This window comes from Streptococcus sp. FSL W8-0197 (assembly GCF_037963785.1).
In the GTDB taxonomy this organism is placed as follows: Bacteria; Bacillota; Bacilli; order Lactobacillales; family Streptococcaceae; genus Streptococcus; species Streptococcus oralis_CQ.
In genome coordinates this window covers 568,333-590,809 of the sequence record NZ_CP150168.1, presented here as the reverse complement: position 1 = coordinate 590,809, position 22,477 = coordinate 568,333, and the positions used below count along the sequence as shown (strand labels likewise).

Annotated in this window: 18 protein-coding genes; 1 reads left to right on the top strand and 17 read right to left on the bottom strand. The window is 41.4% G+C overall.

The genetic code is table 11. The features are described from left to right. Positions 1-11 precede the first annotated feature (11 nt). The 7 genes from ftsA to pbp2b form a co-directional block, all read right to left on the bottom strand. Positions 12-1,382: a cell division protein FtsA gene (ftsA, locus tag NYE79_RS03135; protein ID WP_049519093.1), complete on the bottom strand. Its 1,371-nt coding sequence runs from the start codon at positions 1,380-1,382 to the stop codon at positions 12-14. A gap of 217 nt (positions 1,383-1,599) precedes the next feature. Next, on the bottom strand, positions 1,600-2,304 hold the full coding sequence (locus NYE79_RS03130; RefSeq protein WP_339293783.1) for a TIGR02206 family membrane protein: 705 nt from the start codon (positions 2,302-2,304) through the stop codon (positions 1,600-1,602). A gap of 90 nt (positions 2,305-2,394) precedes the next feature. Continuing rightward, on the bottom strand, positions 2,395-3,006 hold the full coding sequence (locus NYE79_RS03125; RefSeq protein ID WP_339293782.1) for an NUDIX hydrolase: 612 nt from the start codon (positions 3,004-3,006) through the stop codon (positions 2,395-2,397). Next, the gene (murF, locus tag NYE79_RS03120) at positions 2,993-4,366 is read right to left on the bottom strand and encodes a UDP-N-acetylmuramoyl-tripeptide--D-alanyl-D-alanine ligase (RefSeq protein ID WP_339293781.1); all 1,374 of its coding nucleotides are present in this window, start codon (positions 4,364-4,366) and stop codon (positions 2,993-2,995) included. Before murF ends, NYE79_RS03125 begins: the two co-directional genes overlap by 14 nt. Positions 4,367-4,448: 82 nt before the next feature. Continuing rightward, complete coding sequence (locus tag NYE79_RS03115) at positions 4,449-5,492, bottom strand: D-alanine--D-alanine ligase (RefSeq protein ID WP_216728719.1); 1,044 nt, start codon at positions 5,490-5,492, stop codon at positions 4,449-4,451. A 173-nt stretch (positions 5,493-5,665) separates the two neighbouring features. Next, positions 5,666-6,262 (bottom strand): recombination mediator RecR, encoded by a 597-nt coding sequence (gene recR / locus NYE79_RS03110; RefSeq protein ID WP_000966754.1) that lies wholly within the window; start codon positions 6,260-6,262, stop codon positions 5,666-5,668. 10 nt (positions 6,263-6,272) lie between these two features. Next, positions 6,273-8,315 carry a penicillin-binding protein PBP2B gene (pbp2b, locus tag NYE79_RS03105; RefSeq protein WP_001224845.1) on the bottom strand — a complete coding sequence of 681 codons (2,043 nt, stop codon included), beginning with the start codon at positions 8,313-8,315 and terminating at the stop codon, positions 6,273-6,275. 255 nt (positions 8,316-8,570) lie between these two features. On the opposite strand from pbp2b, the gene NYE79_RS03100 reads away from it, so the two are divergent. Next, the gene (locus NYE79_RS03100; protein WP_049479676.1) at positions 8,571-9,422 is read left to right on the top strand and encodes a MurR/RpiR family transcriptional regulator; all 852 of its coding nucleotides are present in this window, start codon (positions 8,571-8,573) and stop codon (positions 9,420-9,422) included. Positions 9,423-9,623: 201 nt separating this feature from the next. Here the strand turns inward: NYE79_RS03100 and NYE79_RS03095 are convergent, their stop codons facing one another. The 10 genes from NYE79_RS03095 to NYE79_RS03050 form a co-directional block, all read right to left on the bottom strand. Beyond that, positions 9,624-10,388 carry a class I SAM-dependent methyltransferase gene (locus NYE79_RS03095; protein ID WP_339293780.1) on the bottom strand — a complete coding sequence of 255 codons (765 nt, stop codon included), beginning with the start codon at positions 10,386-10,388 and terminating at the stop codon, positions 9,624-9,626. A 424-nt stretch (positions 10,389-10,812) separates the two neighbouring features. Further along, positions 10,813-11,709, bottom strand: a complete 897-nt coding sequence (locus tag NYE79_RS03090) for an ROK family protein (RefSeq protein ID WP_268712380.1) — start codon at positions 11,707-11,709, stop codon at positions 10,813-10,815. A gap of 17 nt (positions 11,710-11,726) precedes the next feature. Continuing rightward, positions 11,727-12,644 (bottom strand): dihydrodipicolinate synthase family protein, encoded by a 918-nt coding sequence (locus NYE79_RS03085; RefSeq protein WP_033630084.1) that lies wholly within the window; start codon positions 12,642-12,644, stop codon positions 11,727-11,729. 171 nt (positions 12,645-12,815) lie between these two features. Continuing rightward, positions 12,816-13,460 carry a DUF624 domain-containing protein gene (locus tag NYE79_RS03080; RefSeq protein ID WP_044020393.1) on the bottom strand — a complete coding sequence of 215 codons (645 nt, stop codon included), beginning with the start codon at positions 13,458-13,460 and terminating at the stop codon, positions 12,816-12,818. 20 nt (positions 13,461-13,480) lie between these two features. Beyond that, entirely contained in the window at positions 13,481-13,933 is a 453-nt protein-coding gene (locus NYE79_RS03075) for a YhcH/YjgK/YiaL family protein (RefSeq protein WP_084937168.1), read from the bottom strand. Positions 13,934-14,378: 445 nt separating this feature from the next. Then, complete coding sequence (locus NYE79_RS03070; RefSeq protein ID WP_001183243.1) at positions 14,379-15,218, bottom strand: carbohydrate ABC transporter permease; 840 nt, start codon at positions 15,216-15,218, stop codon at positions 14,379-14,381. Positions 15,219-15,233: 15 nt separating this feature from the next. Continuing rightward, entirely contained in the window at positions 15,234-16,100 is an 867-nt protein-coding gene (locus NYE79_RS03065) for a sugar ABC transporter permease (protein WP_161801140.1), read from the bottom strand. A 219-nt stretch (positions 16,101-16,319) separates the two neighbouring features. After that, complete coding sequence (locus tag NYE79_RS03060; RefSeq protein ID WP_049520432.1) at positions 16,320-17,648, bottom strand: ABC transporter substrate-binding protein; 1,329 nt, start codon at positions 17,646-17,648, stop codon at positions 16,320-16,322. Positions 17,649-17,762: 114 nt separating this feature from the next. Beyond that, a complete protein-coding gene (locus NYE79_RS03055; RefSeq protein WP_001135645.1) occupies positions 17,763-18,461 on the bottom strand; it encodes an N-acetylmannosamine-6-phosphate 2-epimerase in 699 nt (232 codons plus the stop codon). 233 nt (positions 18,462-18,694) lie between these two features. Then, positions 18,695-22,198: an SIALI-17 repeat-containing surface protein gene (locus tag NYE79_RS03050; protein WP_339293779.1), complete on the bottom strand. Its 3,504-nt coding sequence runs from the start codon at positions 22,196-22,198 to the stop codon at positions 18,695-18,697. Between the last annotated feature and the right edge of the window lie 279 nt (positions 22,199-22,477).

Sequence of the window (22,477 nt, the reverse complement as noted above, 5' to 3'; positions counted from 1 at the left end):
CTTATCCTCTTTTATTCATCAAACATGCTTCCGATCAAACCACGGAAACGTTCTGTTAGCTTCGGTTTACTTTGAGAACTTGCTTGGAATTCTTCCTTGGGAGCAACTGGAGCTTCCTGCACAGCTTCAGCTGGAGCTGCTTGTGCTGGACTTGGTTGCGCTACTGGATTCAAACGTTGATTTGGAATGCCAAAGTTGATTGGTTTTTGACGAAGGAATTCATCTCCTTTAACTGCTTTTTGGGCAAGAAGATTGACTTCAGTCAATTTACCAGCAAACTCAGACAAGCTAATCACGTGCGCAAATGCAGGGTTGCGAATTCCAACTTGATTTGGTACATAGAGTTTTACGCGAACACCAAATACTTCTTGGGCTAATTCAACAATTCCTGGCAAAATTGCATTTCCACCGATAAGGACGATACCTCCTGGCAAATCTAACAAGTGTCTTCTTTCCAACTCTTGTTTGATTTGGTCAAAGATATGTTTGATACGTGCTGAGATAATTTCTGCCAAATAGCTTTCTGTTACTTCAACAGGTTCTACTTCACCAATTACTTCAACTTGGAAAGTTTCGTTACTTGCAAGTGGAACGTAAGCTTCACCATAGTTCAGTTTCAAACTTTCTGCAATTTTTTGAGATGTTTTCAAGACTTTAGAGATGTCTTTAGTAACGTAATCTCCACCTTCTTGGTAGATGTTAGTGAACTGCAATTCTTGGTTGCGGATAGTCGCTACAGTAGTCTGACCTCCACCCATGTCAATGACAGTCGCACCAAATTCACGTTCACCTTCATTGAGAACGGAGTTCACGATTGCCAAAGGTGAAATAATCACATTATCAACATGAATACCTACACGCTCAACCGTCTTGCGAAGATTGTGTAGAATTGTACGAGGACCTGTGTAAAGCAGACCACGCATTTCCAAGCGGACACCCATCATACCACGAGGGTCACGAATTCCTTGGAAACCATCCACAATGAATTCTTCTGGAATAAAGGTAATCACTTCACGGTCAGGAGTCATGCTCTTTGTCAAAGCTGATTTGACAACATTTTCAACATCTTGATCTGTGATTTCTTTAGTATCTGAAGTTACAGGAATCATTCCTTGTGTTGGTTCAACCTGCAAGAGGTTTGCTGGAAGGCCAACGTTAACAGACTTAATAGAAATACCAGCTTTCTCTTCTGCCTGTGTGATTGCGGATTTGATCGCTGAAGCAGCTGCTTCAATATCAACAATAATTCCGTCTTTTACACCTTTACTTTTGGCATTGCTAACACCAATTACATTTACTTCGCCATCTCTATGCTCAGCTACTAGCACTTTAATCGAGCTAGTTCCGATATCTAAGCCTGTAAAAAAACCATCTCTAGTCATTACATCGCATCCTCTCTGTCTTCCAAGTTTCTCACTTCTATTTAATAACTATGTTTGGGCATAGCTATTCAAAGAATATTATAACACAAAAAATCTTATTGTGCTTAGATTTTGATAAATTTCCTAGTCATTTTTTCACTTTTTATTTCAATTTTTTTATCTTAACAGCCTTACTTTAAAAAAAGTATCGGTTTTTACAAAAAAAGAAAGCTTAAAATTAAGCTTTCTTCACAAGTATTGTTTCTGCTTTCTGCTCTAAAAAAGCTTCTAATACTTTCTTTGTCAAACTAATAGCTGTAGCTAACACCAGCGACACAATCAGATAATTGGCCACTAAGCCATGATCACCAACCAATGGTGGCTTTGTCAAGAATCCATAATCTCCTCCAGTCACTAAATTAACCACAAAAATCAGAGCATTAAGTGAGAAGGTTAATAAAACAATCCTCTTAACATCCAATAATCGAGGGTCATACTGTCTAAATAAGTAAACCAAAGAATTTCCTAGAAGAGCTAGGTGACCAAAAATGAAAGATAGGATGGCTATGTGGGGAAAAGGATAGGCATCTGGTACTGGATAAACAAAAGCCGCCAGCGTTCCAAAGATTCCAAGTAGAGAAAAATATTGCTTGTACATTGACTTACCAGGAAGTAATAGCACTACAAACATCGCCATACGACAATGATAAAATGGTAAACTTTCTGACAGCGGCATGTGATTTCCCCAGTACCAACTATAGAGAAGAATCAACTGGACAGCTTGTAAAATTTGGAAAAAACGTTGATAGACTTTTTTATCGTAATAGCGATAAGAAGCATAGAAGGTCAAAGCTAATAAAGTAAATATACTTACATACCAGACAAGATCAAATTGGGGTGGTTCTGTGGCTTTCGTCGTAAAGAAAATATCCCATAAATTCATTTAATATTCCTCATTATATTTCAAAATCTTCTCACATATTATACCATGCCAATAGAAAAAAATGAATTCAGAAATACGATAATAATCTTCTCAGTCAAGATATTGGTCTCTTTGTCCTTTATAAACTTGCCAGAGAATCTCCATTTGGTCCTTGGTGATGCGTTTTTCAGATAAGACTGGCAATTGGTCAATGGCAAAAAATTGAAGCTCAGCAATTTCTTGATTTTCTTGAAATTGTCCATCAAGAAGCTTACATTCAAAGACAAACTTTGCATATTGTTTGCTCTGTAGTTGGAAACGATTGGTATCAAAAACTGCAAGTAACCTTTCAGCTTTTGCTGTAAAGCCGGTTTCTTCTTCAATTTCTTTAAGAATATTTTCGGTTGGAGAATAGCCAACTTCACCAAAACCACCTGGCAAAGCCCAACTATCCTCACCTTTTCCTCTAACTAAACATACTTTTTCATCCTCAACAATCCAAGCACGGACGTCCATCAGAGGAGTTGCATAAGCGGACGTTGGTTTCAAGACTTCTGCCACTTCTTCTGCATCAAAGTCTGATACCTGATTCAACATTTCAGATAACAGACTTCGCAAGTCCTCGTAACGCTCACGGTCGAAAGGATCTTTTGTAAAGGTTAATCCAGTATCCGTAATGGCTAGCATTCTTTGCAGATACTTGGCAAAATCACTTGCATTCATTTTCTAAACTTTCTACCAACTTGGCTAGATTCATGGAGTTAGAGCCTTTAAGCAAAATTTGGTCATTGGCACCGAGGCTTTCCTTAACCTGCTTGACTAGGTCTTCAAATTGGTCCTCATCAGCTGTTTTTTTGAAGTAGAAAACGTGACCGATTGGGAACATTTGACTGGCAAGTTGAGCCAATTCTGCAATGTCTTCTCCGTAGAAAATCACGGTATCCAGCACATCTGGTGACAGACTCAAAATCATCTGGTTATGGAGTTGAACAGACTGATCGCCGAGTTCCTTCATGTCCGCTAAGACAGCGATTTTCTTGCCCCCTTCATTAGCTGGAATGGCAGAGAATGTCTCCAAAATCAACTTCATAGCAGTTGGATTGGCATTGTATACGTCAGACAGAATATCTGCTCCATTGGCTGCCTTCTTCCACTCAGTACGATTGCGGGTCAATTCTAGGTTCTGAAAGGCCTGATGAATTTGCTCCTCTGAAACTCCTTCTTGTAGAGCCACATAAGCAGCAATCATAGCATTGGCGGCATTGTACTTACCTGTCACTGGCAAATCGAGGGCTTGTTCCAAGAAATTCGCCTTAAAGGTCAGACTATCCTTGCGCTCTACCAAGTCTGTGATTTCTAACTCAGCTCCTTGCCCAAAACGGATCACTTTTTTATCTGTAGGCAAGTAGTCCTCTACAATCGGGTCAGCTGGTGCCAAAAGCAAAGAACCTGGTGCCATACCATCAGCAATTTGCATTTTCCCTTTAGCAATCTCCGAACGGTCTTTGAAAAAGGCCAAATGAGCCTCTCCAACCAAGGTCACGATGGCTGTCTTAGGATGAGCCAATTCAGACAAAAGATGGATATCTCCCAAGTGATCCTGCCCCATCTCCAAGACCAACTTTTCTGTCCCTTCAGGCATGTGGAGAACTGTGTAGGGAAGTCCAATCTCGTTATTGTAATTGCCTTGAGTTTTGTAGGTCTTGTAGGTTGTTGATAGCAAGTGCGCCAACATATCCTTGGTCGTTGTTTTACCATTTGAACCCGTTACCGCAAAGACATCAACTGCTGTTTTTTCAAGATAGTAGGCAGCTAGGGTTTGAAAGGCAGACAAAACGTCATCTACTAAAATGTAGGGATGATTTGCAACCTCTTTCTCAGACAAGGTTACTGCTGCACCATTTTCAAAAGCTGTTTCGATAAAGTCATGACCATCACGTGCACCTTTGAGGGGCACAAACAAATCTCCCGTCCCAATCAAACGACTGTCAAACTCAGCCTTTTCTAACTGGGCATCCTCAAAGATACTGACATCATTTTTAGCTCCAACAGCTTGGGCGACTTCATGGATTGTTAGTTTCATTTCTACTCCTTTAAAAAGGGTTGAAGTCCGAGAACTCTAATCACCTACAGTGACGATTCTGGCTTCTACCCCTTCTTTCATTTTATAGCAAATGCGCTTCGTGCTTGTTAAAGCTCTCCTTAGCAAGGTCAACCAAACGCTCGATTAGTTCTGGGTAGCTGATTCCCATATTGTCCCAAAGTAGTGGATACATAGACCACTGGGTGAAACCTGGCATAGTATTAAGCTCATTTAGGAAAATCTCGCCCTTATCTGTATAGAAGAAATCACAACGAGACAGACCGAGGCCACCGATCGCACGGAAGGCTGTTTCAGCATTATGACGCATGACAGCTACTACATCATCACTAATCTTGGCTGGGATGTCCATGGTAATCTTGTTATCGATATATTTGGCATCATAGTCATAAAAGGCAACATCCTTGACCACTTCACCTGGCAAAGTGCTCTTCACATCGTAGTTGCCCAAGAGACCAACCTCGATTTCACGGGCATTCACCCCTTGCTCTACCAAGACACGGCTGTCATATTGGAAGGCAAGTTCCAAAGCTTGACGGAGTTCCTCTTGGTTTTCAGACTTAGAAATACCGACACTTGAACCCATGTTTGACGGCTTCGTGAAGACTGGATAAGTCAGTTTTTCTTCAACTTCAGCTATTTTAGCAGTCACATCATCACCTTCGACGATAGCCACATAAGGTACTTGGGCAATCCCAGCAGACTCCAAGACACGCTTGGTCGTGATTTTATCCATGGCAAGGCTGGATGACAAGATATTGCAGCCGACATAGGGCATTTTCAAAACTTCAAGGAATCCTTGAACAGAGCCATCTTCTCCCATCGGACCATGAAGAACTGGAAAGACCACTGCGCCTTCTTCGTAGATGGCACTTGGCGCTATTTTCTTATCCCAGTCAATAGTCGCATTGGTCATGAGACGATCTTCTTGACCTGGGGTCTGGCTAAATTCCTGTGTTTTGATAAAGTCACCTGACTGGCTGATAAAGAAAGTTTTGACAGTGAAATGGTCGTAGTTGACCGCACGCATCACACTTTCAGCTGAAAGGACAGAGACTTCACGCTCTGCACTACGCCCACCGTATAAAAGAATAATTGTTTGTTTCATATTGCTTGTCCTAATTCTAATAGAATACTCGTTCTTTAGTATATCATATTTGCTTCTTTTTTGAAACTTGAACATGGTACTAGAATTCAAGAAACATAAAAGAGACCTATAACATCAAAGTCGGTCTCCTTAATTTTCTTATAAATGAATTTAGTTCGTAAATTTGTCTACTCCTACAACTCTGTCCGATTTTCAATGGCTCGTAAGAGTGTGACTTCGTCCGCATACTCGATATCTGCTCCCACGGCTAGTCCTCGTGCTAGGCGAGTGACCTTGATGCCAGCTGGCTTGAGGAGACGAGAGAGATACATAGATGTCGCTTCTCCATCCGCTGTCGCATTGGTTGCCACGATCACTTCTGAAACCTCACTATCCATAAGACGGGTCATGAGACTCTTGAGGTTGATATCGTCTGGGCTGATACCATTCATCGGAGAAATGAGGCCGTGCAAGACGTGATAGAGTCCGTGGTATTCTTGGATGTTTTCCATAGCAGCCACATCGCGACTATCCTCTAGCACCAAGATGGTTGTCTGGTCTCGAGTCGGGTCCGTACAGATCGAGCAAGGATCATCATCCGTTAAACGGCCACAGATGGAACAATAGGTCAATTCCCGCTTAGCAGACAGGAGATTTTTGGCAAATTCATTGACATCATCATCAGACATTCCAATGGTATAGAAGGCTAGGCGGGTAGCCGTTTTAATCCCGATACCCGGAAGCTTTGAATAGCTATCAATCAGCTTGGCAATAGGTGTTGGATACAGCATAAGTTCCTTTCTAATTCATTGGATGGTGTTGGTGATAAAGATTGATAATGTCGCGTGCAATAGAAGGTCCGACACCGTTTGTAAGGTTGGTGTTATGAGGAAAGACGACTGCGACTGCGATTTGGGGATTTTCGGTCGGTGCATAGGCGACTGCGTTGGTATTATTGGCTTTTTGACCGCCATTAACGTAACTTTCGGCAGTACCCGTTTTCCCACTGATGGAAACGGCTGCGCCATTTGAAAAGGCACGACCAGTTGTCAGAGCACTCGTTCCATGCGAAACTTGATAGAAACCTTGCTGCAAGATAGCCATATCTGATTCTGAAATATTGACCTTGTTTAGTTCCTTAGTGGCTGTTTCTTGAACCAGACTACCTAAGCCACCTTGGTCATTGTTTCCATAAACCCCTTCAACGATGTGAGGAGCCAAACGTACGCCATTGTTTGCAATGGTTGCGACATACTGGGCTAGCTGCATCGGTGTGTAGTTGTCAAACTGACCAAAGGAATTATTGATATAGTTCCCCAAATCAAATTCTTTTGGCGTAAATCCTGTAGATTCATCTGGGAGGTCAATCCCTGTTGAAGCTCCGAGTCCATATTCCCCAAAGGTTGATCGCAATTTGCCCATTGCAGTCTCTAACTGTCCCGTTGCGACTGTCATATTTGGTGTGTAGGTTTGTCCCATGATTCCTAGCGCAGTTTGAACCATGTAAGTATTAGAAGAGTATTCCAAAGCCTCAACTGCTGTGATAGGGAAAGAGCCATAGGACAAGGTATACCATGAATTGATAGGGGCCGAACCTTGGAAAACAATCGGCTGGTCTGTCAAGGTTTGATTACCTGACAAGACTCCATTTTCCCAACCAGAGCTGATGGTCGCTGCCTTAACGACAGATCCTGGCACAAAGACATTGGTTATCGTTCCAAGCGAATCTGAACTTAATTTTCCGGATTCGACATCATGCTTGACACCTGACATGGCCAAAACTGCTCCGGTTTTAGGATTAAGGGCTACGGCGTAAACCCCTTCAGAATATTTGGCTCCACCGTTACCCAACTCTGAGTTAAAGTAGCTCTTGAGTAGGTCATCCACACCATTCTGGAAAGCTAGGTCAACCGTTAACTTGATATTGTTTCCTTTGCTTCCTTCTTCGACATTTTCCACACTTTCCATATTTCCGTGTTTGTCGAGGTGGATTTCTTTGACGGAGCGTTTGCCTTGAAGAACATCTTCATATTGCTTTTCAAGATAGGAAGTTCCCACTCGGTCATTGAGAGAATACCCTTTTTTGAGATAAGCATCAACTTCCTCAGCTGGAAGTCCTGACTTCTCATTTGAAACGCTACCAACGATTGTTGATAAAGATGTATCCAGTACTTTACGATCCCATGAGGTTGAAATGCTGATACCTGGTAATTCCTTGGACGCTGATGCAACGAGAGCAACTTGGGTATCATCTAAGGCGTCCGTAGAAATGGTTCCCGTTGCAAAATTTTCAACGGCATTGAGCTGACTAAAGAGATAGATTTCCTTTTTCTGGTCATCTGTATAATTAAGTTGACTCACGTCAATGCTTTCAACCGCATTATTGTAAAGTGTCGCTTCCGATAAGCGGTTCCCATCTGAATCCAGGCGTTTGTCGCTTGGCAAGGATTCGACTGTTTTTTTGTAAATATCCTGGTCCGCCAAGTAGTAGTCTGCAATCTGTCGATCTGTCAGATCAGGAGAGGTTACATTTACATACGTGAGGAGTTTCTTGGCTGTCTCCTTCAATTCAGTTGCTGTCATTTTATTGTTTCGTGTGAAAGAAACAACTTGCTTGACAGTATTTTCTACCAAGGGTTTCCCTGCCGCATCATAGATCTGTCCACGAGCTGAACTGGTTGTTACCCTTGTTTGGCTGGCTGAGGCCAATTTTGTTTCATAGAAATCTTTATTGAGCACCTGCATGTATAACAAACGACCAATAATGGCCATAAAGAGCAGGATGACAATCGCAAATAATAAATTAAGCCGAATCGGAATCGAATGGCTATTAAATTTTCTCATACAGCTAAGACTCTTTTCTAGAAAAATTTCTGATTTTTACCCTTATTTCCCCTAAAATAATAGAGCAAACAGGTAAAGCTCAGTACATTTCATTGTACCATATTTTACGGAGAAACTCTTGGAAAAGTCGAAGCATTTTTTGACTTTTAACTGAAAATGCCTTTTTATTTGGTTATCCTATTTTCTATGATATAATGATAGTAATAGTTAGGAAAGCGTTAACCTTTAAGACTTTGACTCATAAAAAGGAGCCTCATGAACAAGCCAGATATCGCAACCATAATCGACCTCCATTTTGAAGAATTAACCGAGCTCGAGCAAGAAATCGCTCGCTATTTTTTGCAAGCTGAAACGATCCAAGATGATCTCTCTTCTCAGCAAGTTACCCAGAAATTACATATCTCCCAAGCAGCCTTGACCCGCTTTGCCAAAAAGTGTGGTTTTACAGGCTACCGAGAATTCGTCTTTCAATACCAGCACCAGGCTAGTAAACCGGACACTCATTCGCACAAACACAGTCCTTTAACCAAACGTGTTTTGCGAAGCTACAGTATCATGCGAGAACAAACACAGGATTTGATTGACGAAGAACAACTGGAACGCGTCGCCCAATTAATCGATGACGCAGAACGAGTTTACTTCTTTGGGACGGGAAGTTCTGGTCTGATTGCCCGTGAGATGAAACTGCGCTTTATGCGACTAGGTGTTGTCTGTGAAGCTTTGACCGATCAGGATGGCTTTGCTTGGACGACCAGTATCATGGATGAAAACTGTCTGGTACTTGGCTTTTCCCTATCAGGAACTACCCAATCCGTCCTCGATAGTTTGTTGGATGCCAAGGAAATGGGTGCCAAGACCATTTTATTTACCAGCGCTCCAAACAAAAACAGTCAGGCCTACACCGAAACGGTCCTTGTGGCAAGCCATAGTCAATCTTCTTACATCCAGCGTATTTCCGCTCAACTCCCTATGCTCATTTTAATAGATTTGATTTATGCCTACTTTTTAGAAATCAATCGCGATAGCAAAGAAAAAATCTTTAATAGTTATTGGGAAAACAAAAAGCTCAACGGCTATCGTAGACAAAAACGTGTTAGAAAATCCTAGTTTGGTTAAACCAAACTAGGATTATTTTGTTTTAATACTCTTCGAAAATCTCTTCAAACCACGTCAGCTTCACTTTGCTCTTTGATTTTCATTGAGTATAAAATGATAATAGGCTCCCAACACACCTGCTGTGTTTTGGTGATGGACAAATTCTAATCGTAAAATAAAACGAGCTATTCTTCAGAAGTACGTTCTATAAGATCATAGTTTAATGCAGAGTGTAGCGATGTAGTCATTTCCATACCGTGATAATCGATGTCTTTTGTCACACGATTCATAAAAATCGATCATAGCGAGGCCGTTTTTTAGTTGTCCTCTAATCTGACTTTCTAAGGTATGGCTAAATTCATATCCATATTCTGGATTGATGGTGATTTTGCCTTCCTCTTCAAGCTCTCTTGAATTAAAAGGGATTGAAAACTTTAACAGTAATTCCTCATCGGGTTTGTCCCATACAGTGTCAGCATCATACATGTAGATCCAAGGATTCATAAATCCGACCATTAACAAACCGCCCTTTTTCAATACGCGAGAGGCTTCTTTATACATGTTATCTAAATCTTCTATATATACATTTGAAACCGGATTAAAAATAATATCAAAAGTTTCATCTTCAAATGGAAATGCTTTTGTCATATCGCTTTGAACCGTATTGATTTTTAGGCCTTCTCTTTTTGCAACCATCTCATCTCTTTCTAATTGTGATTTAGAAAAATCCATGATGGTGACATCATAACCTTTCACAGCAAAAACGGGACCCTGCTGTCCACCACCACAAGCTAACCCTAATATCTTTTTTCCCTTGGCTTTTTCAAACCATTCTGTGGGGACTTTTTCCCCAACAGTTAAGGCAACAGAGATTGGATGCTTTCTAATTTCTTCTAATTCTTCCTGTGTCAATGGCTCAGTATAGTCATTTTTTACATTATTCCATCTATCTTCATTTAATTTTATATAATTACTCATCTTACAATCTCCTCGTAATTTTATATGATTTCGACTTCAGGTGAATAGGTTGCCATTACATTTTTTTCACCTCTACAAATTCTAATTTACCAATTTTCGCCCATCTCATTATATCACTTTTCCACATTTTCTCATTTACTCAAACTAAACACTAGTTGAATTTTATGATAGAATTGCTCTCGCTTCAACCTTTCATACAAGATGCTTATTTTCTCCTAGTTTCTCACGATTACATCCTTTGGCTTAAATTTTTCAATAAAAAAAGAATTAAGCAAAACAGTTTTCACTCAAGTAGTGATTCAGTGTTTTTCTTAATTCTATAATTCCAAACTAGGATTGTTTTGTTTTGATACTCTTCGAAAATCAAATTCAAACCACGTCAGCTTCACCTTGCCGTACTCAAGTACTGCCTACGGCTAGCTTCCTACTTTGCTTTTTGATTTTCATTGAGTATAAAATGATAATAGGCTCCCAACATCCCTGCTGTGTTTTGGTGATGGGCAAATTCTAATCGTGTTTTTTCAGCTAGGCTTGGCACCAAGGCCGCCTTCAAGGCTGTGCGGATCTTCGGTTTGAGGATAGCCTCTTGCCCCATGATCCCGCCACCGAGAATGACCACTTCTGGATTGGCAACGTAGCAAATATTTGCCAGACCTTTTCCTAGATAGTCTACCATGCGGTCAATGCCAGCCATACAGATCTTGTTTCCTTCTGTAGCTTCCTTGAAAATGCGTCGACCATTCCACTGATCAACTGAATCTCCATGAGCTGCTGCTACATACTCTACCAAGGCTGTCGTAGAAGCCAGGTCTTGGAAAGCTCCATCCTGCATATGCATATAACCGACTTCGCAAGCTGAGTTGCTAAATCCATGGAAGACTTTCCCATCCATAATCAAGCAACCACCGATACCTGTTCCAATGGTCAAGCAAAGTGTCACACTCGCTCCCTTGCCTGAACCAGATACTGCCTCAGCAAGACCTGCGCAGTTGACATCATTTTCAATTTCGCAAGGAATTGCAAAGCTCCTCTCGATTTCCTTTTTGAACTGGGTTCCTGCGTAGTTAGGAATTTGCGGGCCGGCATAGAAAATCTCACCCTTGTCTGGATCCACCATCCCAGCAGAAGAAATGGCAACACCTGCTACTGGGCCTTTTTCTATATAGCTGGCTACGATATCTTTTGTCTTTTGTAAGATATGAGGTCCACCCTTATGCGCCTCGGTTGGCATTTCATGCGATTCAACAAGTTGGCCTTCTTGGTCAATCAAACCATATTTGATGTTGGTTCCACCGATATCAATTGCAACGTAGTGTGTCATAAATACCTCCTTATGGATTAGAGGAAGCGCTCCTTGGTTTCACGAATCAATTGTGCTGCTGCTTCTACAACTGGGCGATCTTCTTCGGTTACTGGCGTCAATGGCGAACGAACTGAACCAATGTTCAAGCCTTCATTGATCTTCAAGACTTCCTTAATCACACCGTACATATTTCCATGTGCAGAAGTGAGCTTGCCAATGATTGCATTGATAGCATACTGCAATTCACGCGCTGTTTCCAAATCTTTCTCTGCAATCAACTCATTGAGTTTCAAGAAGAGTTCTGGCATCGCACCATAAGTACCACCAATACCAGCTTTGGCACCCATGAGGCGACCACCTAGGAATTGTTCATCTGGGCCATTAAAGACGATGTGGTCTTCTCCACCAAGGCTGACAAAGGTTTGGATATCTTGAACTGGCATAGAAGAGTTCTTAACACCGATAACACGAGGATTCTTCAACATTTCAGTATAAAGACTTGGAGTCAGAGCAACACCTGCCAATTGAGGAATGTTATAAATCACATAATCTGTGTTTGGAGCTGCAGCACTGATATCGTTCCAGTATTTGGCAACTGAGTACTCAGGCAAGCGAAAGTAAATTGGTGGGATTGTTGCGATAGCATCTACTCCCAAGCTTTCCGCGTGGCGAGCAAGCTCCATACTGTCTTTAGTATTGTTGCAAGCTACGTGAGCAATGATGGTCAATTTGCCCTTGGCAACTGCCATGACTTCTTCCAAAATCAACTTGCGGTCTGCCACACTTTGGTAAATACATTCACCAGAAGAACCATTGACATAGAGACCTTGAACACCCTTATCAATGAAGTATTGAACCAAGGCACGCGTACGCTCTGGACTGACTTCTCCTTGATCATCATAACATGCGTAGAAGGCTGGAATGACACCTTCGTATTTTTTCAAATCTGACATAGATTTTCTCCTAAGATTTCTTTTTTTCTGCTGAGAGCAGTTCTATTTTTTACAAGTTTAGTATACACTTTGTGAAAATCGCTTTCAATATCTTGTATACACTTAGATTTTAGTTTCTACTTGTATTTTAGAAACTGTAACGATTGAAAGTAGTTTCAGAAAGATCTCATCCTACTGGTATTTGGCGAAGATTTTCTCCATCAATCCTGCTTGGAGAAAGACTAGCAAACCAAAACCAAAGAGGATAAAGGCCGATCCACCCAAAAGGAGAGTGAAGGCGGACAGATAGAGAACCATCACTATGAGAAAGAGAATGGCTAGCATGAGGAAGAACCAAGGAAAGTTAAAACTTGCCAAGATAAGCCCTTTTTGCAGCACTTCTTTCCAAGACAAATCATAGCGCGCAGCGATGGGATAACTAGCTAGCATCACCAGAGTGAGGAAGATGAGAATCCCCAAACAAATTGCTTTCACAATCTGGAAAGGCAAAGCTGTCTGGCCCCAGAAGAGATAGAGATCTAAAAGGCTTAATGACACAATGCCCAACTCTAGCAAACCTAACTGAAGCCCCAGTTTCAGATTTTGCTTGAAAGCTCTTAGATAGGTTCTGAAAACTGGAACTCGTCTGCTTCTCTTAATCTCAAACATGGTTTCATAGAGGCTGATTTTCGCCACTCCAATCGTCACAATGGGCAAACAAGAGACGACAAAAAGAAGATTGACTGTCACGATATCCAAGACCTTCTCACTGAAACGCATGAGAAAATTATCTGTATCAAATGCTGCCTTGATAAGGCTTACTCCTTTTTGTGCCATGTTTGCTCCTCCTGATTCTTTTAATAAATCAAAATTTTAAAGAGATATTTGCGAACCTTCTCTTCCATACCTGCATAGCCATTTGGCTGATGCGGTTCTCCTGGGAAGAAAATCGCAAAATTGTGATAGCCCAACAAGAGTGGGTATTTTTCATGACAATGGACAAAGCCAATGTCACTCGCTTCGTCGAATGCTACTGCCTCATCTTTGATACGTGAACCGTAGCTCGAATATTCATGTCCTTCTACCAGCAAATGCAAGTCTGCATAGTTCTTATGGTGCTCAAACTGATCATTTTCAGCTTGATTAAGGACATTTTCCTGAACAACTAGAAAGACCTTATCCCCGTCAATCTCATACTTACCGAGTTCAAAAGAATCCTTACGGTGCTGATAGAGATAGTCGATAGCCTTGTCTAGATTGTGATGGATTCCCTTGTAAAAGGCGATGTTTTTCAAATCGTCAAAAATCATACTGTTTCCTTCGTTTCTGATAGTTACTATTTTAAAGTTTCGAAATATCTTTTCTCTATTTCCCTGTAATAGTGCGGACGGAAGCAAATTTCCTCGGTATTTCATTCCTAATTTTTGAGCCTTTTGCTCTTTCATCGTCAGTCTCAAAAATTCCGTCTAAGATAAGCGTAAGATGCTTATCTTAGATACCACTAAAGCGGAAAATAGTTACCATAAAACGAACCTACTCTAACTAGTATCATGAAAAGAGTTCATTCTTAAGTTTATAAGTGTCTGACAAAACTTCACGAAGCAACTGCATACTCTCCATTTTGTAGACACTTATAACTCTGTATTCTCTTATACTCAATGAAAATCGAAGAACAAACTAGAAAGCTAACCGCAGGCAATACTTAAGTATGGCAAGGTAACGCTAACGTCGTTTAAATTCGATTTTCGCAAGGTCTTAACCTTTAACCGCTCCCATAGTAATCCCTTGAGTGAAGGATTTTTGGAAGACAAGGAAGACCGTTACGATTGGCACGGCTGCAAGAGCTGCACCCGCCATGATCAAACCATAGTTGGTTGCCATTTCAGCCTGCATGGTCGCAACCCCGAGTGAGATAGTCAAGTTTTGACGTGAAGTCAACATAACCAACTGCATAAAGTAGTCGTTCCAAGTATTGATGAAGGTAAAGATTGCAAGGGCTGCAAATCCAGGTTTCACGATTGGGAAGGCTACGCTCCAGAATGTACGAATCTCACCACAACCGTCGATTTTAGCTGATTCAAGCAATTCAGTTGGGATGTTTTCGCTGAACTGTTTCATGAGGAAGACCCCGAATGGCCATCCAATCAAAGGCAAAATCACTGCCCAAAGAGTATCGTGAATTCCCATGAAGTTGACGATACGTACCAATGGTACAAGGACAACTTGTTTTGGAAGTGCCATGGCAGCGATAAAGACTGCAAAGAGGATGCGTTGACCATAGAAACGTTTTTTAGCCAAGACATAACCTGCTAGGGAAGAGGTTGCACAGACTAGGAACATGGTTACCAGTGAGATAAATACAGAGTTCCACATCCACTGCATAGCAGGGTTTTGCACCATGAGTTGTTGGAAGTTTTCCATGGTTGGCATTTTAGGGAACCACTGTGGCGGAATCATAATGGTATCAGGCTGTGATTTGAAGGCCCCTGTCAAGATCCAGTAGAATGGAAAGATGAACAGTACGGTCAACAAGAGCAAGATAATCGTTGAGATAACAGTGAAAGCTGTTAAGGGTTTCTTTTGTGTAGGTTGCATAACTGTCTCCTTTCTTTAGTATTCTACGTCGTTTCCGAGGATCTTGAATTGAGCAAAGCTGACAATGGCAATCATCACTGCCAAGAAGACACCGATGGTATTTGCATAGCCGTACTCTGTCAATTGGAAGGCTTTTTCGTAAAGGTAGTACATGAGTGTACTTGTTGAATAGTTTGGACCACCAGAAGTCAAGAGCTGAATCAAGGCGAAACATTGGAATGAGTTGATAGTTGTAATAATCGCGATGTAAAGAGTTGTTGGAAGGAGGCTAGGCCATTTGATCTTCCAGAACACTTGGAACTCAGTCGCACCATCAACACGCGCTGCTTCAACAAGTGAGTTGTCAATATTCCCCATGGCAGCGATATAAAGAATAATCGGTTGACCAACAGATGTTGTCAAAAGGATGATCATAATCGCTAGCAAAGCCCAGTTTTTGTCACCCAGCCAAGAAATATTTTGGCTGATGATATGGCTTGACTTAAGGACAAAGTTTAGAATCCCTGATAGTGGATCATAGATCCATTTCCATACAACCGTTACGGCAACACTACCTGTAACTACAGGAAGGAAGAAGACGAAACGATAGAAAGAACGGGCAATGGCATTTTGATGATAGGTTTGAGATGCTACAAAGAGCGAGAAGAGTACCACAATCGGAACAGATCCAATAACCAGGATAACGGTATTGATCAAAGACTTCACAAAGACAGGGTCTTTAAACATGCGAATGTAGTTATCCAAGCCCACAAACTCAAATTTAGTCATGGAGTAGTTAAAGAAACTTGTAATGAATCCCATAATCATAGGAGCCAAGACAAAGATGACAAAGAAGAATAACACTGGTGCTAGGAAAGCGTAGGAAATCACTGTTTCCCGCATACGAATTTTATTGACTTTCACAGTCGGCACCTCTCTTTCAAATAGAATAGTTTTTGATTTTCTTGAACTGTTTTAAAACCAAAATGAAATTTTTTAAGATTCGCTTATGTAAGAACTTCATTTTAATTTCGTGACAGTTCCTACCATTTCAAACAAAAGTCCCCCTTTTCTTACACCATAGTGCACAGGGAAAAGGGGGGAATCAATCTGACTTAGTGCTTATTGTTTTGTAGCTTTTTTGATTGTTTCGTTAGCTTTTTCAGTGAAGGCTTTCAAAGCATCCGCTGGTTTTTCGTCACCATTTGATACAGATTGCAACATTGGGAACCAAAGTGTTCTCATTTCAGCAAACCCATCGATAGTATTGTAGTATGGTGAGTAGTATTTAGTCCAGCCACTGATTGTTTCCATACGTTTGTCTTCATAAAGTTTGCCAAATGAAGTACGAACTGGGAAGGCACCTGTACGAACTACGTCTTTAGGACCCCATTCTTTGTCATCTGCGATGAATTGAACGAATTTCTTAGCAGCTGCGACTTTCTTATCGTCTTTGTTGTTAAATACTGCAAATCCGTTTACAAGGTATTCAAGAGATGGTTTACCAGAGTCTGATGGGAATGGTACTTCTACCACATCTACCTTACTTGCTTCCAAGAGTTTCGCTTGGATACCGTTTTGAGCTGGTGCCCAAAGGATTGTGTATGAAGTTTGACCGTTCGCAAAGTTTTGGATGTCTGCCCCACCGTCAAATTGTGAACCATTGTTCAACAAACCGTCTTTAATCCAGCTAGCCGCTTTTTCAAGACCTTTGACAAATTTAGGATCGTCTGTTGTATATTTGGTTACGTCTTTGTCTGTTACAGAACCGCCATAAAGGTTTGCAACGAAGGCACGTGTTCCTTGGTCTCCCCCTTGACCAGAACTGAACAATGAACCTGGTGTATAGCCTTTATCTTTAAGCGCTTTCAAAACTTTTTCAAAGTCATCAGTTGTCCAACCTTCTTTTACAAGGTTTGCAACTCCAGCATCTTCCAACATTTTCTTGTTCATAGCCATGTAGAATGGAGCTGAACTGATTGGATACATGTAAGCTTTGTCTCCAGCCTTACTTGCTTGTACGATATTTTCGTTGTTGACATCTTTGACGAATTCGTCTGTGAAGAGGTCGTTCAACTCAGCCAATTTACCGTTTTTACCGTATTGGATGATACGTCCTGGTGCGTCAAAGAGTACGTCTGGCGCTGTTCCTGCTTCGATGGCTGTTGTGATCTTTTCAGGACCTGACTTGAAGTCGATGGTTTCCAATTTCACTTTTACATCTGGATTTGCTTTTTCAAAAGCTTCGATGATTGATTTTTCATAAGTTCCAACACCGTCACCAGTTTTTTCTTGTGTGAAGACTGGGAATGCCCACCAAGTGATTTCTGTTTTTCCGCTATCGCTACCAGAATTTGCAGCATCTTTGCTTCCACCAGAGTTACCACAAGCCGCAAGGCCAAGAATCGCAGCACCCGCAAGTACTGTACAAGCTAGTTTTCTAAATTTCATCTGTATTCTCCTAATTTATAAGCGTATCCATATTGGATAATGAGCAAGTTTATATTTGTATACGTTTTCATTTTGTCCGACGCATCAACCACTCTCCTCTGTTTTGAGATTGTGTTATTTAAGACCGGCAACAAAGCGCTCCGTAATCTCTTTTGGTCTAGTAATAGCTCCACCAACAACGATGCCTCGCACCCCATATTCAAGGATTTGTTTGGCTTGTTCTGGTGTATGAATTTTCCCTTCCGCGATGACATCCACCCCTGCTTCACAAAGTTTTTTGATTAGTTCAAAGTCTGGACCATCCACTTTCGGACTATAAGAGGTGTAACCTGATAGGGTTGTTCCAACAAAATCAATTCCTGCTTCAACTGCAGCTATTCCTTCTTCAAAGGTACTGGTATCAGCCATTAAGAGTTGATGTGGATATTTTTCTTTGACTTGTCGGATAAAGTCCTGAATTTCCAAACCGTCGTAACGTTCACGTTTAGTACAATCCAGAGCAATGACCTCAATGTCGAGTTCAGCCAACTCATCAACTTCTTTCATAGTAGCTGTAATGAATGGCTCCTGTGGCGGATAGTCACGTTTGATAATCCCGATAATCGGGAGTTTCGTAACCTCCTTAATCTCCTTGATATCTCGAACACTGTTTGCTCGGATACCGACTGCTCCACCTTGCTCAGCCGCTTTGACTAGCAAGGGAATGACTCCTCCCGCTTCTGTATAAAGCGGTTCGTGAGGAAGTGCCTGGCAAGAGACAATGATTCCATCTTTGATTTGTTCAATCAAGGCTTCTTTGCTGATCTGTGGCATCCTCTTTCCTCCCTTTCTTGTTCTTATGGGCTTATTATATATCATTTGTTAAGCGCTTTCAATAGCTTGTAGTAGAATAGATTTCAGTTTCAAAACTATTTTATAGAACAGACTATCCTGAAAGTAGTTTCAGACTTCTTATGATTTCGAAGCAAGCTGAATGTAATAAAGAAAGATAGCAGGCTGAAAAAAACTGCTATCTCTTCTGAGACTTATTTAAATACTTTTGCTTATTATTCTTTTCTCTTCTTGCCAAATGCAAACAAGGATAAAAGAACACCTGCAAGACCAAGGGAAATCAGTGAGTTTGTTTCCTTACTTCCCGTATTCGGAAGTTCATCTTGTTTAGCTGCTGGCGCTTGATAGGTCACATCTTGGCCTAGAGACAGTTTGTTGTCTGCAGCTGCTAATACTAGATTGGTGTCTCCCTTGTACTCTGGCACTTCATGGACTGCTGCCTCAGCGCCATTGACACCTCCCTTATACTCTGGCAGGTCATTTGAAGCTGCCAAGACAAAGTTAGCACCTCCTCTATATTCCGGAAGCTCGTTTGAGGCTGCTAGAACTGCATTGACACCACCCTTGAACTCTGGAAGTTCATGAACTGCTGCCTCAACAGCGTTGACCCCACCTGTAAATTCAGGCTTTTCAACCGTTGGCGCTGCTTCTTCGCCTACTGTTGATAATGGACCGGTGTACTCTGGCATCTCTGCCACTGGGGCTTCCTCAGCATTGACTCCACCAGTGAATTCGGTTTTTTCTACTGTTGGAGCTGGTTCTTCTCCTACTGTTGCTAATGGACCAGTGTACTCTGGCATCTCTGCCACTGGGGCTTCCTCAGCATTGACTCCACCAGTGAATTCTGGTTTTTCTACTGTTGGAGCTGGTTCTTCACCTACTGTTGCCAATGGTCCAGTGTACTCTGGTATCTCTGCCACTGGGGCTTCCTCAGCATTAACACTACCTGTGAACTCTGGAACCTCATGGATAGCAGCTTCACTGCCATTAATACCATCGCTTAGTTTAGAGCCAGCTAAAGAAACTGGTAAATTGTGCATGCTTTCAATTGCACCCTCAGCTAGACCTGTAATTCTTTGACCCATATCCTCTGGATCTATTGTGAATAGGAGAGTTTTTGTATCGTACTGGGTCATAAAGGTTGCTGTCTTGCCATTTGCCAATTGAAGGGTCGGAGCCTTGTTTACCAATACTTCCGAATCGAACTCCATGGCTATAATACCTGGCCATTTTTGGATAGCATATTTTACTTTTGCTTCTTTAGGAGAAATTCTGTCTTTGCTTAAGAAATCCCAGTTGAATTTCTTATAGGATAAAGTATAATCGTTTTGATTGCCATCCGCATGCTCATAAAGCAAACCATATTCGCCATTTCCGAGTTCTTGGAGCGAGTTGTAAGCAAACTTACCACTTTGTATAGGATTGTGTTTCAGCCATGTCAACTCACCATTCTCCTCAACACGAGCTAGATGAACCAAACCATTGTTGCGTCCAGGACCACCAGCATTGCTGAGTAGAATGTATTCCTTTCCTTCATGCATGGTGTGAATAGCGGACATTTGAACATAAACGTCTTTTACTTGAGGATAACGTTTGATTTCCTTATCCCACGTTGCTCCTCCATCATGACTGGTCGCAACCTGAAGATCGCCAGTCAACCCACGCATAAAGAGCTTGAGATCTCCATTATTCAACTGAACAACAGTTGACTCCGTATTTTGGGCGCCTGGATTATTCATGGTTGAAGAATGAATGGTTTGGTTGCCTACTGGACGGTTATCATTAACTGCTTCCCCTGCTTGCCATGTTTCACCATGATCATCTGAGTAAATTACACGAGATGATTGAGAACCACTTAGATAGGAAACGTTGTTTGTTGTATAAACTGGAATCACCAGTCTTCCCTTATGAGGTCCTGTACGCAAGGCAATCCCCGTACCAGGTCCAGTTCCTAGGAAGTGCATCCAATCTTTCCGAATCCCATGTGTAATATCTTTTGGTGCAGACCAAGTCTTCCCATCGTCATCACTGTAGGACATCCATAGGTAGTTGGTATTGGAAACTCTAAAAATATTCTTTTCGCTATATTCAAAATAAATATTTCCGATTAGCTCATTCCCTTTATACAAATCTCCCTTATCGCTGTAGGCTGGTTTTTTAGGGTCAACGACAACACGATAATCTGTCTTTCTATTTTGAGGGTCGAAAACCTCTCCGTTTTCTCGAATCGTATAGCGACCTGATTCTCCTTGCTTATATAAAACTTGATAAACTTTATCTCCCACTTGTTCATAAGCTTTCGGAGCTTGCCCTGGCAGAGAAAACACTGCCTTACTTTCAAGGAACATGTCGTAAATTGCAAAAATTCTCTTTGTTTCAGGGTCTTGCACCAAGGCCATATCAATATTAACTGGAGATGGCCAATCTGCATGTTTAGCATGCTCATTGTCACGAGGATTTGAGATTACGATTCGGTCTCCCCATGTTTTTCCATTATCTGAGCTGCGACGAACAACCATCCCAATATCTCCCCAGTCAGAATGGTGCAAACGTCTTTCATCCGTTCCAGCAATCAGCGTTCCTTTATCTGTCTTGAGAAGAGCTGGGATACGATAACTCTTGATACCATCTTTATTTGGTTGATTGTTCCTACCACCTTCAAAGACGTCTTCTTTCTCAGTGACTTTTGCTCCCTCAGGAAGTTTCTGTTCCAATTCACCTCTTTCAAATAATTGGCTCCGTGTTTGAACTTCATCTGGGCTTAAAGCACGATCATAAACGGTTAAGTTTCGTACTTGTAGGTTTGATGCCCAAACTGTTTTATTGCCCCGTTTGGTTGATCCAAGTTGAGCTTGATTAACATCTGGCATATCTTTGATGAAGTTCCCAGATTTTAGACTTGTTCGAGATAAGACACCGTTCACATAGAGACGAACTCGACCATGAGGTAACTCCGTTGTCGGTTGTTCGACAGTAAAGGTCACAGAATTCCATTGTCCAGGGCGAACTTTCAAAGGAGCATCTGTATACTTATCATAGAACTGTTCTCCGTTAGCGCCACGCCCTTCAATAAGAGCTGTATTATCAAGGACTGACATAGTAAAGTACTCATTTTCCTTGGTGTCACTGGATACAGAGAAGAGATTGTAAAAGCGTGGAGCTGATGCATCTGGTTTGAACTCCATGTGAACTGTAGCATTTTTTAGTTGCCTTAGTTTGTCTAGTTCATTTGATAAATCAACTCTCTGACCATTTGCTGCATTGGTTTCAACATCTTCTTTTTCAAGGACAGGATTAGCATTTTTTAAATCTCTTGAGTAATAGTCACGAGGAATAGCACCCTGATCCTCTGATTCCTCTTCCTTATTTGCTTCTTCTGCAGGGGTTTCCGTAGAGGATGGGGTTTCTGATTCTGCACTCTCATTTTTTTTCAAGTGATCTTGGTCCACCTCAACGCCGTTGTCTTGTGCTGCTGCCAATTTACCAGCCAAATCCTTATCCAAATGAGCAAGATCTCCCGAGGACGCTTCTTTTGGCAATTCTGATAAACCTTGACCAGGTTCGACAGTTTCTGTATTGGCTCCTGCTGCATTGGCTTGCTCTTGAGCTAAGACTGGATTTGCTCCAAATACTACTGTACCAATCACTACAGATGCCGCCCCAACTGCAAATTTTCGAATTCCGTATCGCTGTTTCCGATCTAAAGATTTGTAATTCATGTTTGTCCTTTCATTTTTCATAAAATAAAGCGCTTTCTTTTTCTTTGAAAATTTTTATTGTCTCTCAAGAGACAAGTTTTACAAGAAAGTATCCAACTTAATGAGAGCTCCCAATCCTCTCCCATTTTCTGCTGAGCCCGAGTTTTTAACCACCCGGCAGCCTTTTTCCTCCTTTCACAAGTGACTTTTCCTTTATTATACAATAAAGTCTTATATTTATATCTGTGTTCCCACAGAATAGATTTTACTTTTAAGAATATTTTAATATTTTAAATTTTC